The sequence below is a fragment of the Arenibacter arenosicollis genome (assembly GCF_014397245.1).
In the GTDB taxonomy this organism is placed as follows: Bacteria; Bacteroidota; Bacteroidia; order Flavobacteriales; family Flavobacteriaceae; genus Arenibacter; species Arenibacter arenosicollis.
The window spans coordinates 301391-315745 of record NZ_JACLHY010000001.1 but is presented as its reverse complement, the minus strand read 5'-3'; the positions used below and the strand labels follow the sequence as shown (position 1 = coordinate 315745).

10 protein-coding genes are annotated in these 14355 nt (G+C 39.2%); 7 read left to right on the top strand and 3 right to left on the bottom strand.

The genetic code is table 11. The features are described 5' to 3' along the window. The first annotated feature begins 3 nt into the window (after nucleotides 1-3). From H4O18_RS01300 to H4O18_RS01270, 7 genes are all read left to right on the top strand, one after another. The gene (locus tag H4O18_RS01300) at nucleotides 4-1842 is read left to right on the top strand and encodes a DUF4270 domain-containing protein (RefSeq protein WP_187581296.1); all 1839 of its coding nucleotides are present in this window, start codon (nucleotides 4-6) and stop codon (nucleotides 1840-1842) included. Nucleotides 1843-1969: 127 nt separating this feature from the next. Continuing rightward, a complete protein-coding gene (glmS, locus tag H4O18_RS01295; RefSeq protein ID WP_187581295.1) occupies nucleotides 1970-3817 on the top strand; it encodes a glutamine--fructose-6-phosphate transaminase (isomerizing) in 1848 nt (615 codons plus the stop codon). 250 nt (nucleotides 3818-4067) lie between these two features. After that, nucleotides 4068-6827: a TonB-dependent receptor gene (locus H4O18_RS01290; protein WP_187581294.1), complete on the top strand. Its 2760-nt coding sequence runs from the start codon at nucleotides 4068-4070 to the stop codon at nucleotides 6825-6827. A 24-nt stretch (nucleotides 6828-6851) separates the two neighbouring features. Further along, on the top strand, nucleotides 6852-8579 hold the full coding sequence (locus H4O18_RS01285) for an SGNH/GDSL hydrolase family protein (protein ID WP_187581293.1): 1728 nt from the start codon (nucleotides 6852-6854) through the stop codon (nucleotides 8577-8579). A gap of 336 nt (nucleotides 8580-8915) precedes the next feature. Further along, a complete protein-coding gene (gene atpD / locus H4O18_RS01280; RefSeq protein ID WP_187581292.1) occupies nucleotides 8916-10424 on the top strand; it encodes a F0F1 ATP synthase subunit beta in 1509 nt (502 codons plus the stop codon). Nucleotides 10425-10495: 71 nt separating this feature from the next. Then, nucleotides 10496-10774, top strand: a complete 279-nt coding sequence (locus H4O18_RS01275; RefSeq protein ID WP_187581291.1) for a F0F1 ATP synthase subunit delta/epsilon — start codon at nucleotides 10496-10498, stop codon at nucleotides 10772-10774. 70 nt (nucleotides 10775-10844) lie between these two features. After that, nucleotides 10845-11366, top strand: coding sequence for a hypothetical protein (locus H4O18_RS01270; RefSeq protein WP_187581290.1), 522 nt, complete (start codon nucleotides 10845-10847; stop codon nucleotides 11364-11366). A 300-nt stretch (nucleotides 11367-11666) separates the two neighbouring features. On the opposite strand, the gene H4O18_RS01265 is transcribed toward H4O18_RS01270, so the two are convergent. From H4O18_RS01265 to H4O18_RS01255, 3 genes are all read right to left on the bottom strand, one after another. Next, nucleotides 11667-12677, bottom strand: a complete 1011-nt coding sequence (locus H4O18_RS01265; RefSeq protein WP_187581289.1) for an amidohydrolase family protein — start codon at nucleotides 12675-12677, stop codon at nucleotides 11667-11669. A 143-nt stretch (nucleotides 12678-12820) separates the two neighbouring features. Then, the gene (locus tag H4O18_RS01260) at nucleotides 12821-13927 is read right to left on the bottom strand and encodes a Gfo/Idh/MocA family protein (RefSeq protein WP_187581288.1); all 1107 of its coding nucleotides are present in this window, start codon (nucleotides 13925-13927) and stop codon (nucleotides 12821-12823) included. A gap of 81 nt (nucleotides 13928-14008) precedes the next feature. After that, complete coding sequence (locus H4O18_RS01255) at nucleotides 14009-14305, bottom strand: putative quinol monooxygenase (protein WP_187581287.1); 297 nt, start codon at nucleotides 14303-14305, stop codon at nucleotides 14009-14011. Between the last annotated feature and the right edge of the window lie 50 nt (nucleotides 14306-14355).

The following is a 14355-nucleotide window of genomic DNA, read 5'->3' as shown; positions in this document are numbered from 1 at the left end:
TAAATGAACTTACTGAACAGATTAAAATTACCTGCTATAGCAGGTATATTGCTTGTTGTAGTTTTAGGGTCCTGTGAGGAGGATTTGACTACTATAGGCAGTGGTGTAGTTGGTGGCGAACCATTTACTGCCAGCAAGGCAGTTTATGATGTTTTTGCCTACAACAAGAAAATAGAGGCTGTTAGGACCAATAAACTACCAGTTTATCAAATTGGTAATTATGATGACCCCGTATATGGGAAAACGGAAGCTAGTATAACCACTCAGGTTCAATTGTCATCCGGGAATCCTGTTTTTGGGAATTATTCTGCACTAGTGGAGGAAACGGCCGATACAGATTCCAGTACCTTGACTATAAAAGAGAACGAAACGGTTAATGAAGTTTTTCTATTTATTCCGTTTTTGACAAACCCTAAGGGTGACCGTGACCTAGATGGAGTTGCGGATGAGTTTGATGCTGATCCCGAGGATGCCAACAGTGATAGTGATGGGGATACCTTGACCGATATTCAGGAAAAAGCCCTGGGAACCGATCCGCTAAATAAGGATACGGATGGAGATGGTACCAATGATAACTTGGACGATGATACTGCAGCAAATAGATTTCCTGTAAAATATGACCTGGATAGCATTTTTGATGCCAATGGAAATATTCCCGAATCCTTTAATATTAAGGTAGAGCGATCTACTTATTTCTTAAGGGATTTAGATCCCAGTACAAATTTTCAGGAGGCACAGCAGTACTATTCATCCCAACAATTCTCTCCAGGCTATGTGTCGGACGTTTTGTTTGAAGGAGCTGTTGAAATCAGTAATGTAGAAGAATTAATTTTTAAGGAAGATGATCCGGCTACAGAAGATGTGGACGAATCGGAAGAAGCTCCTACCCGTATTGCCCCTGGAATAAGGGTTCAATTGAATTCGGCATTTTTTCAGCAGAACATTTTAAATAAGGAGGGTTCTTCCGAGTTATTGAGTCAAGCTAACTTTGCTGAATTTTTTAGAGGTGTTCATTTATCGGTTCCTGACGATGTTTTGGTGTTATTGGATCTGACACGAGGAAATATTACCATAAATTATACTTATGATGCTGTAACCAGTTCAACGGATGCTACCGTTGTTGAAAAGGAAAAGGAATTTGTGCTAAATTTCATTAGGAGAGATACTAGTACCGGTGCAGTCATTGGCAATGCGGTAAATACTTTTATTAATGAGGACTATCCCGCTGAAATAACAAATGGGTTGGACAATGGGGAAAATGCCTCAAAAATTTACTTAAAAGGTGGTGCAGGGAGTTATGCCCAGATTAAACTTTTTGACGAGGTAAACGGCTATGAAATTATTAATCAGATCAAAAACCAGAATTGGATAATAAATGAAGCCAATTTGGTATTTTATGTAGATAGAAATACTTTGGATGCCGCTGGAACTATTATTGAACCGTCAAAATTGTATTTGAATAAAGACAATACAAATGGACCCGTTTATAATCAATTTCTGGAATCCGAAGAAGATTTTAATGCAGGTAACATTACCAACTATGATGGAGGCCTGAATAGAGTGAACAATAAAGGGCAGAGTTATAAAATTAAGATTACCAACTATATTAATGATCTTATAGTAAGGGATTCTACCAATGCTACCCTGAACTTGTCCTTGACTTCAGATATAAGGGTTACCGCTACTGGAAAAGCAATGCTGGCCAATGGCAATGAGGGCGAAATACCGGTAATGTCTACTGTGAATCCATTTGGGACAGTACTTTATGGCAGTAATAATGTGCCAAGTGACCAGTCTGCTAAAAAATTAAAATTGGAAATTTTCTACACCAAGGCCAACTAAGGGCAAAAAAAATACCATTCACAGTTTTTTTACGTTAATTAACTAAAAGATAAAGGGTTTTATAGAATCAGGTTCTAAATTTGTTTTATAAAACCTTTTTTAATTGCTAATCATTAAACTGTAAATTATGTGTGGAATTGTTGGATATATTGGGCATAGGGATGCTTACCCCATTATTATAAAAGGACTTCAACGTTTAGAGTACAGAGGCTATGACAGTGCCGGTATAGCATTATACGATGGCAAAGACATAAATTTATCAAAGACCAAAGGAAAAGTTGAGGATTTAAAAAATAAGTCCAAAAGTACAATTTCCCTGGAAGGTAAACTGGGAATTGGCCATACCAGATGGGCTACCCATGGTGTGCCCAATGACGTTAATTCCCATCCACATTATTCCAATTCAGGGGATTTGGTAATTATCCACAATGGAATTATTGAAAATTATGATTCCATAAGGAAGGAATTAACCAAAAGGGGCTATACTTTTTCCTCGGAAACCGATACTGAGGTATTGGTAAATCTTATAGAGGAAGTGAAGCGTAAGGAAGGAGTTAAGCTTGGTAAAGCAGTGCAAATTGCTTTGAATGAAGTGGTCGGGGCATATGCCATTGCGGTTTTCGACAGGCAAAAACCAGATGAAATTGTGGTAGCCAAGTTAGGTAGTCCGTTGGCTATTGGAGTTGGGGAGAACGAATTTTTTATAGCTTCGGATGCATCACCTTTTATAGAATACACCAACAATGCCATTTATTTGGAGGATGAGGAAATGGCAGTCATTAGGCTGGGCAAGGAAATTAAATTGAGAAAAATAAAGGACGATGCCATTGCCTACCCATCCATTAAGGAATTAAAACTTAACCTGGAGGAGATTGAGAAAGGTGGCTTTGATCACTTTATGCTTAAGGAGATCTACGAACAGCCAAGAGCAATTTTGGATACGTATCGGGGACGGTTAAGGGCTAAGGAAGGGATTATAAAAATGGCAGGAGTAGATGATAACCTGGAAAAGTTTCTAAATGCCAATCGGATAATAATAGTGGCTTGTGGTACTTCCTGGCATGCTGGATTGGTTGCCGAGTATATTTTTGAAGATTTGGCCAGGATACCAGTTGAAGTGGAATACGCTTCCGAGTTTAGATATAGAAACCCGGTTATAACGGATAAGGATGTGCTTATTGCCATTTCACAGTCCGGAGAAACCGCAGATACCCTAGCGGCCATTAAATTGGCCAAAGAAAAGGGAGCTTTTGTATTTGGGGTTTGTAATGTGGTGGGTTCATCCATAGCCAGGGAAACGGATGCAGGGGCATATACCCATGCGGGTCCTGAAATCGGAGTGGCTTCAACCAAGGCGTTTACAACCCAAATAACCGTACTGACTCTATTGGCATTAAAATTGGCCAAGGAAAAAGGAGTTTTCAATAATACCCGATTCCATGAGCATTTGTCGGAATTGGAGAATATTCCCGCGAAGGTGGAAAAGGCGCTGCTTTCAAATCCATTGGTGGAAATAATAGCTGATGTTTATAAAAATTCTACTAATTGCTTGTATTTGGGAAGAGGCTATAACTTTCCGGTAGCTTTGGAAGGTGCTTTAAAATTAAAGGAAATAAGTTACATACATGCAGAGGGTTATCCAGCAGCAGAAATGAAACATGGCCCAATTGCCCTTATAGATGAACACATGCCTGTTGTGGTCATAGCCACCAATAAAGGTCATTATGAAAAAGTAGTGAGTAATATACAGGAAATTAAATCGCGCAAAGGTAAAATAATAGCGGTGGTTACCGAAGGGGATGAGCAGGTTAGGGATTTGGCAGACCATGTCATTGAAATTCCTGAAACTTTGGAAAGTCTAACACCATTATTAACTACTATTCCGCTACAATTATTATCGTATCACATTGCGGTTATGAGAGGTTGTAATGTTGATCAGCCCCGTAATTTGGCAAAATCGGTTACAGTGGAGTAGGTTTTTTTTATAACTTAAAACATATACGGCATCCATAAATGATGGTCCAAAAAGGGACATTATTTATGGATTTCGTTTTTTTACAACCTATTTTTTGTCAAATTTTTATTAAAAAATGTTAAATTTTGAACAAAAAATACTATGCATGCATAATTTATTTGGTTTTCGTATTGTTAATTTGAAAATTGGTGTATATTGGCTATTAGATGCTTTCTTACCATTAACTAATACTAATTTAACTCAAAACTTTATGAGATCAATTCTTCTGTTATCCTTTTTTATGTTTGGAATGTTGGCGCATTCACAAACTATTATTAAAGGGAATGTGGTGGACCAAAACAGCGATCCCGTGCCAGGAGCCAACATTGTAATTGTAGGCAAAGCCATTGGAACGGTAACTGATTTTGACGGAAATTTTTTGCTGAACACTTCTGAGACCCCCCCATTTACATTGAATATTACTAGTATTGGATTTGAGGGTACTACTACCAATATTACACAAAATAATCAAACTATTTCCGTTACCTTAAACGAGGCACAGACAAGTTTGGACGAGGTGGTAATTTCTGCTTCAAGGACTCCTGAGCGTGTTTTTGAATCCCCGGTTACAGTGGAACGTTTTGGATTGGAAGATATTCAAAACACTACAGCTGCAGATTTTTACGGTGGATTGGAAAATTTAAAAGGTGTAGATGTAAACACTAACAGTTTAACTTTTAAATCCGTAAACACTAGGGGTTTTGCGTCTTTTGCCAATACGCGATTTATGCAATTGGTTGATGGTATGGATAATTCTACTCCTGCTTTAAACTTTCCTATTGGAAACTTGGTAGGTATGGTAGAGACAGATGTTCTAAGTGTTGAATTACTTCCTGGGGCATCCTCCGCATTATATGGTGCCAATGCATTTAACGGGATACTTTTTATGCGCAGTAAAAGCCCTTTTGATTATGAAGGAATTAGTGTTTCCATAAAAAGAGGTGTCACCTCTCAAGAGTCAGCAGGAACTAATCCGTATACTGATTTTGGTATTCGCGCGGCACATAAATTCTCCGATAAATTTGCCGGAAAAGTAAACTTCGGATATTTAAAAGGGACAGATTGGGCCGCAACCAGTGAGGTTGATAAATTTGATCCAACTAGAACAAGGGCTAATTATAACTATGATGGAATTAATATATACGGGGATGAAGTTTCCACGAACATTAGATCTGCATCTGGTTTGGGTATTATTCCAGATGTAGAGGTAAGCAGAACAGGTTACAATGAGCGTGACTTAACCAATTATAATGCTGAAAGTATAAAAGCGGATTGGGGATTATACTATCGTCCAATTGAGGACAACAGCCTTGAGTTCTCTTACGTGGGGAAGGTGGGTACTGGTACTACTATTTATCAAGGAACAAACCGTTACAATATCAATGGTTTTTTTCAAGAGCAACATAAACTAGAAATTAAAAATGACAATTTCTTTTTAAGAGGATATGTTGTAGGAGATAAAGCAGGAGACTCTTATGATATGGTGTTTACAGGGATTAACATTAACAGATCTTGGAAATCTGATGAAGACTGGTTTGGAGATTATATAGCAACTTATGCTGGAATAGAATTGTCTGGTAACCCTTCTGGGTTAACAGATGATCAAAAGCATGCACAGGCGAGAGCCGTTGCAGATACGGGTCGTTACCTGCCAGGAACACCGGAATTTGAAAGTGCATTTAATAAAAGTATAAATGATCCTGATTTATCAACAGGTTCTAAGTTTCAAGATGCCTCTAAATATTACCATGCTGATGGTAATTATAATTTTAGCCATTTGATTGATATTGCTGAAATTCAAATTGGAGGATCCTATAGAAAATACAGCTTAAATTCTGGCGGTACAATATATACTGATATTGATGGTCCAATTGATTATTCTGAATATGGTATTTATACCCAAATTCAAAAAAAGATTGAACTTTCTGATGTGAAAAGCATAAAATTAACAGGATCAGCACGTTATGATAAATCAGAATTTTTTGATGGCTTCTTATCGCCACGTATTTCTGCTGGTTTCACACTTAATAGAAATCACAACATTAGAGCTTCTGTACAAACTGGATTTAGAAACCCGACCACACAAGATTTATTTATTGGGTTGGATGCAGGTAGAGCAATTTTAGTTGGTTCCGCACCTGATAATTTGAATCGTTATTCTGATACCTATGATGTAAGTTCAACTGGTCAATTGTCAGGCCAGCCAGCATCAGTAGTACAAACAGGAAGAGCAGCTTATGAAAATGCCTATTCAGCGCAATCAGTGGAGACCTTTAAGATTACTGATAATGTGGCTGATTTAAAGGTTTCAAATCCGGATGTGGTAAAACCCGAACAGGTTACGTCAATTGAGGTTGGGTATAGAGGAAAGATTGATAAACTAGTAGTTGATTTTAGTGCCTATTACAATAGTTATAAAGACTTCATTTCTCAAGAAGTTGTTGATGCACCTTATTATGGTATTGCCGGTGATGGTAACCTCTCTGTAGATGCCATTAGAAACGATGATGTACAGCGCTATAGTGCCTACACCAATACTGATGCCGATGTTAACTCTTACGGAGCTTCTATTGGTTTAGATATGAAAGTACTTGGTAATTTTGATTTAGGCGGTAGTTATACTTTTACAAAGTTGGATTTTGATCGAGAAGCAAATCCAGATGTTATGTTGAATTTTAATACCCCGGAACATAAGTTTAAAGCCTCTTTTGGGAATGAAGAATTATTCAAAAACTTTGGCTTTAATCTAGCATACAGATTTAGTGATGATTATTTTTGGGAAGCCACTTTTGGCGAAGGTGTTGTGCCTGAATTCCATACACTTGATGCTCAAATTAGCTACACTGTTCCAAGCATCAAATCTTCCTTTAAGTTAGGTGGAACCAATATTACGGGCAAAGAGTACTTTACTGCCTTCGGTACAGGTTTTATTGGCTCTATGTACTACCTATCTTGGACAATTAATAACTAACCTACAATCAAATCATAATTTGACATGAAAAATTTAAAATATATATTCTTAGTTTCTTCACTGTTTTTGTTTACGAATTGTAACGATCCTGAAGATGTAGATTTGAACGCTATTGTGGAAGAGGAGGCAAAACCCGCATTGACTGCAGGTTCTGCTGATTTTTCCAAATATGTTGCTATAGGAAATTCATTTACTGCTGGTTTTACTGATAATGCATTATTTATTGCAGCACAGCAAAATTCTTTTCCTAATCTATTGTCGCAAAAATTTTCATTGGTTGGTGGCGGTAATTTTTCTCAACCATTAATGAATGATAATGTTGGAGGCCTATTATTAGGAGGAAATCCTGTTTTAAATCCACTAACTGGAAAAAATCTATTCGCTCCAAGACTCTATTTTTATAATGATTCCAATTCAGCATGCCCTGACTTTACTGGCCCTGTTGTTCTTGGAATTGACCCTAACGATACCAATACACAGGTAACTAATTCCACTACAGATTTTTTATTAAATAATCCAACAGGACCATTTAATAATATGGGTGTTCCTGGTGCAAAAAGTTTTCATTTATTAGCTCCAGGTTATGGAGCCTTGGCCAACTTTTCCTTAGGCCTAGCCAATCCTTATTTTATAAGAATGGCTTCAGAACCTAGCGCTAGCGTTTTAGGCGATGTTCTTGCACAATCACCAACCTTTTTTACACTTTGGGTTGGAATTAATGATGTTTTAGGGTATGCCCTTTCTGGCGGAGACGGATCTAGTGCTATCACTCCAATAGATGGAGCACCTGGAGTTGGTTTCAACCAAACTTATGCAACCTTGGTCGGAGCAGTAACGGCAGGTGGTGCAAAAGGTGTTGTGGCAAATATTCCAGATGTAACAAGTATTCCTCATTTTACAACGGTACCCTATAATCCCTTGGACCCTAATGATGAATGTTTACAAGCATATGTTGATCAAATACCAACTTTAAATGGGGTGTTTGGCCAGTTGAATCAGGTGTTTGCTTTTTTAGAGAGTCAAGGAGTTCCAAACGCAACAGAACGTCAAATTGTTTTTTCAACGATTGAGGCAAGTGCGGTTGTGGTTAACGATGAATCCTTAATTAATTTATCAGCTCAAATTGCTGGAGTATTGAAACAAAGTCCTGCGTTTCCTGCGTTTGTACAATCATTTGGTTTGCCAGTTGAGGCCGCGCCAACAGTAGCCGATCTTTTTGGTTTAGCTTATGGACAAGCAAGGCAGGCCACAGCTGACGATTTGTTTGTATTGCCTAGTTCATCTATTATTGGTACAGTAAACACCAGTTCAGTAGAATTTTTAATGTCCCGAGGACTATCCCAAGCATTGGCTGGGCAATTTTCAGTAGAAGGGGTGTCTTTACCATTAGCTGATAAATGGGTTTTATTGCCAAGTGAACAAGCAGAGATTGCAGCAGCAACGACTGCATTTAATGCAACTATAGCAGCAAGTGCTACTCAAGCAGGTTTGGGTTTGGTTGACGCCAATGGTTTAATGAACAAATTGGCAGATGGAGGTGTTACTAGTGGTAATTTTATCTTAACGGATGTATTGGTTAGGGGTGGTGCATTTTCTTTAGATGGTGTTCATCCAACAGCTAGAGGTTATGCTTTGATAGCCAATGAATTTATGAAAGCGATAGATGTTACTTATGGTTCAAATTTTGAGGCATCGGGTTCTTTATTGGATATAGGCGCCTATCCAACCAATTATTCTTCAAAGCTTCAATAAAATTAAGTTAATTTCAACAGATATATAGCACCTTATTTAAGGTGCTTTTTTATGGAACTGATTTTAGTTTTTTATGTTTAAGTGAAAATTAGTCATTATTTGAAAACTTTTTCATGTTTCAAAGCAAAAGCTATGAAAGGAGGAAAAGGCAATAAAGGGGCGGAAAAGAAAGATTTTTTAGCAAATGGAAAAAGTATACAACAGTTCTTCCATAAAAATTAAAAAAAACAATTTCTTTTTAAGAATGGAAAACATATCTTTGCAGCCTTAAAAACAAAGCGGTTAGTCGCGCTGTTTTTATTTTAAAGATAACAGTAAAACGTAAATACTCAAGTAATGTCTAAAGTTACAGGTAAAGTTGCCCAAATCATCGGCCCGGTAGTTGATGTTGAATTTCAGTCCGGAGCGGACCTTCCCAGAATTTATGATTCTTTGGAAATCATTAATAAGGATGGTTCCAAGTTGATTTTGGAAGTACAGTCCCACGTAGGTGAAAATACGGTAAGGACTATTTCCATGGATTCAACGGATGGTTTAAGTAGGGGAGTTGGCGTAGAAGCAACAGGAAGCGCAATCCAGATGCCAATAGGTGATGCTGTTTATGGTCGTCTATTTAATGTAATTGGAGACGCTATTGATGGTCTTGGAAATTTGCCTAAAGCTGGTAAAGACGGACTTCCGATACACAGGGATGCACCTAAATTTGAGGATTTATCCACTTCTACGGAAGTTTTGTTCACTGGAATTAAAGTAATCGATTTGATCGAGCCTTATGCAAAGGGTGGTAAGATTGGTTTATTTGGAGGAGCTGGTGTTGGTAAAACAGTACTTATCCAGGAATTGATCAACAACATCGCAAAAGGACATGGTGGACTTTCAGTATTTGCGGGAGTAGGAGAGCGTACTCGTGAGGGTAACGATTTACTTCGTGAGATGTTGGAGTCAGGAATTATAAAATACGGAGATGATTTCTTGCATTCTATGGAAGAAGGCGGATGGGATCTATCCAAAGTTGATAAAAAAGTAATGAAGGATTCCAAAGCGACCTTCGTTTTTGGACAAATGAACGAACCTCCTGGAGCACGTGCACGTGTGGCTTTGTCAGGATTGACCATTGCAGAATACTTCCGTGATGGTGCAGGTGAGGGGCAAGGGAAAGATGTTCTTTTCTTCGTAGATAACATTTTCCGTTTTACTCAGGCTGGTTCTGAGGTATCGGCCCTATTGGGACGTATGCCATCAGCGGTAGGTTACCAACCAACTTTGGCAACAGAGATGGGTGCCATGCAAGAGCGTATTACATCAACCAAAAGAGGTTCCATTACTTCCGTACAGGCGGTTTACGTTCCTGCGGATGATTTAACGGATCCGGCACCAGCGACTACCTTCGCGCATTTGGATGCTCAAACAGTACTTTCAAGAAAAATTGCTGAATTAGGTATTTATCCGGCGGTTGATCCTTTGGATTCTACTTCAAGAATTTTGACTGCCGAGATATTAGGAAAAGATCATTACGACTGTGCCCAAAGAGTAAAAGAGTTATTGCAACGTTATAAAGAACTTCAGGATATTATTGCCATCTTGGGTATGGAGGAATTATCTGAAGAGGATAAATTGGCCGTAGGTAGGGCAAGACGTGTACAACGTTTCCTTTCCCAGCCATTCCACGTAGCAGAGCAATTTACCGGTATGCCAGGAGTTTTGGTGGATATCAAGGAATGTATCAAAGGATTTAATATGATTATGGATGGTGAGTTGGATCATCTTCCAGAATCTGCCTTTAACCTTAAAGGTACTATAGAAGAGGCTATTGAAGCTGGAGAGAAAATGCTTGCTGAAGCGTAAATGAGTAGGCGGTAATCAGTTGGCAACTGACAAGATGCGACTGAATACTGAATGCTGAATACTGAAAAAATATGTATCTAGAAATTGTATCACCAGAGGCTACTTTATTTGCGGGCGAAGTTACTGCGGTAACCGTACCCGGAGTTGATGGTGAATTTCAAATGTTGGACAATCACGCCCCTATCATTTCCCTATTACAGGAAGGAAAGGTAAGGTTTAAGGGAAATGTTGTTTTGGATGAGGCTAATGGAGACAAGTTTTCCAAAGCTTCGAATGGCGACACTATCCTTGAAATTAGCAGTGGTACTGTTGAAATGAAGAACAATAAAGTTATTGTATTGGCAGATTAACAAAGTTTAAGGCCATTAACACATAGGCAAAAGCCATACGTTTCGTATGGCTTTTGTTGTTTTATAGCAGATGGATAAGAGTAAAATTATCATTTCGGAAGGTGTTAGACCCATGTGGCAAACCTTAGTGGCTGCTGCCTTTTATACTATGACCTTTATTTTACTGGCCATGTTCTTTTTTGGTTATGAGATATTTCCTGAGGAAGGAATGGACAACAGGTATAATTTTGGGGTATTCTACATTGCTATTGCCTGTGCGGCTCAGGGAATTTTATTTTCGAGTGTAAAAAGTATTTTCTTCGATTTGGAGAATCAAAAATATAAGGAAGAATATCGTGTGGGTCCGCTTTGTGTTGGCAATTGGAAAGCTCTTCCCGCCATAGAATACGTATCCGTTTTTAGACAATTAAAAGCCAATGGGTCCTATACATATGAGGTAAATCTGTGGATGAAGGGGAATAGAAGTTTTACCATTTATGAAACTGGGGAAATGGTAACGACTTTTGCTATGGGTGAAAGCACTGCTAAGGCTTTAAAAGTGGATTTATTGGATGCAACGGTGCCCAATGATTTTAAGTGGGTAGATCTTTAGTCTTTCTGTATTCCCACGTCTTTTTTAGCTGTAGTTAGCCTTGGGTCTTTATATTGATGTGGAAGAGCAGATTGGGTTAAGGCCAAATGTGGGTTTTATTTCGAATATATTTTCCAACAAATTAACAACTTCACAATTGATACCTCTGAATCTTTTGAAACGCGTTAGGGACCACGGCGGCATCCCCGCAGCAACGCCAGGGATATAGCCAAGGGCCCGACCGACGAAGGAGGGAACGCCCAAAACGAAGAAAACATTTGTCAATGTACAGTTTGGTTTATAAAGGCAAGGCCCTTGAGGTTAATTCTTTTTTTTTCCATGATGTATTGCAATTTCCTCATCACTAAGTCGTAGAAACCTTGCCGCATTGTTATATAGGATGTCCCTTTTTTGTTGGGTATCCAGAAAATCGGCGGTGTGTATAGATTCCAAGCCCACCTCTATAGTTTCTGGCCAATTCATTTGATCGGAGCCAAACATGACCCGTTTTCCAAATCCTGCATCAAAAATGCGCCTTAGATATTCGTGAAAAGCTTTCCTGGGAATGGCATAACAAATAACACCAACATCCACATATACCTGCGGATGTGTCCAAAGTACGGCAAGGAGATCGTCGATCATGGGGTATCCGGCATGCATTAAGTATATTCTAAGATTAGGGTGGCGCATTAGAAGTTCCTCAACAACCATGGGGCTATGTAGTTTAGCCCTATAGTTTCCAACACCGGGCAGATAAGCCGCGCCAGGGGGACCTGTGCCCACATGTATGCCCATGGGGATATCCAATTCTTCGGCAATTTGGGCGTAAGGATCAAATTTTGGATCGCTGGGAGAAATGCCATTGTATTGGATGGCCACTTCTCCAAATACTTTATATTTTCCGCTAGAAAGAACTTCCCGTACTTTTTCGGGAGTTTTATCGGCCATAAAAAAATTGAAATGTAGCCCAGGAATTATGCGATTTCCTCCTTGGACCATATACTCATCGATTAAAGCTCCGCTGGTTATTCCATAAATATTGTGTTTTTTGAGAATCGCAAAGGTTTTTTCCATAACCTCTTTGTCGGTAACCGGGCCCCAAACGGCATTATCGCAATCGGGATTTTTTAGATAATCATTGAAGCCCTCGGCCCATGATTTTACGGGATCATGTACGGGCATTTCCTCTGGTGGAGCACAAATGGCAGTGGGCGGTGGCCCGTTTAGGGAAGCAGGGAGGGCATGTAAATGCATATCCAATATAGGGAGTTTCTCTTGGGAAAAACCTGTAATTGCCAAAAGTACCACAGGCAAAAGAATCGTAATCCTCATTTCTATGTGCTTTAGAATTTAACAAAACTAAGGGTGCATAAAGGTAATTTATGCTGGCCGGGAAGAGAGTGTAATGTATACGGACCTAATATACAGTAAGATACAAAATTTTTTATTTTTCCGATATCCTTTTAGGGGGATAACTAGTTTTTTAGCTGGATGGTACGCTGCGATTTTGAACTTTGAACGGCAGCCTCCAGGATTTCCATGGTAATCATATTGTTCTCCAAGGAGTATGGATCGTAAGAACCAAGGGTAGTTTCCCCTCTAATAACGGATGCAAACAAGGAAAAGGGCTCATCATAGGGAGCATCCCTTTCCCCTAGTTTAAAAGCTTCCTCTTTAAAGCCACTATAGCCTTCAGAAATTCGAACTCTCATGTCATGGCGGTTATCGGCATAAATAGCACCTTTTAATCCATAGATTTCCATATCCTTGCGGCCAATGGGCCAGTTCCAAGAAGGTTCCAAAATGGCCATGGCACTGTCATAGGTAAGTATTATGGTAGCATCATCGTCTACCTTGGGGTTGTTTTCGGGCTGTAACTGTTGGGTCACTGCAGTAACCGAATTAGGCCTTTTGCCTTGTTGCAACCAGGTCATTAGGTTGGCCCCGTAGCATCCGAAGTCCATTATGGCCCCACCGCCATTGAGTATGGGGTCGGTTAGGAAATTTAAAAATTCTGCACTTACGCCTATTTTTTTAGGGCCTTTATGTCCATCTCGAACAATTACCTTTCTAAGATCGCCTATAGTGCCTTCTTGTAGCAGTTCATAGGCCTTTAGATTGGTAGGATACCAGGAAGTCTCATAATTGGTGAGCAAATGGATTTTGTGTTTTTTGGCCAGTGCCTCCATTTTTTGGGCATGTTCCAAGCTTACCGCCAAGGGTTTTTCTACCATAACGTGGATACCTTTTGGGGCACAGATCTCTACAATGGCCAAATGATCGTAAATATTTCCAAAGCCTGCAACTGCTTCGGGCTTTACAGCGGCAATCATTTCCTCCATGGAATTGAATACCATTTCCATAGGAAAACCGTGCTTGTTGGATAGGCGCTGCGCCAGATCGCGATTGGTCTCCACAATGCCCACCATGATAATATCGTCTTTTGCCTCCCTGCTTAAAATCCAACCAACATGGCCATGGGTGAGGCCAACGACTCCCAATTTTATTGGTTTTTTCTGTGCAAAAGTGCTCGTAAGCGTCAACAAAATAACACAAAAGGATAGTGAAAAGGCGTTTTTCATGATTATATAGTTACTAAGAGACTACGGTAAATAGGCTTACCGTGGTCTTTGAAAGATACTACATTTTTAAATATAAAATATTTAACCAACAGGGGATAATTGACCTATAACTACCTCTACTACGGCCCCTTCGGTAGCCTTTTTGTGGGCCGCTATATGCGCACTGTTGTTATGTTTTTGCCAATGATCGTAACTCGTCCAGTTTTCATAAAAGAAAAAACGATTAGGATTTTCATTGTCCTGGTGCAGGTCGTAATTTAGGCAGCCCTCTTCCTTTAGGGTAGGGGGTATAAGTTTTAATAAGGCTTGTTTTACAAATTCCCTTTTATCCGGTTTGGCCAAAATACTGGCGGTGATGGTCAATTGCTTGTTGCTCATTTTTATTTTAATTTTTATATGATAGTTTGTATCAGCTAATTTATATCGAA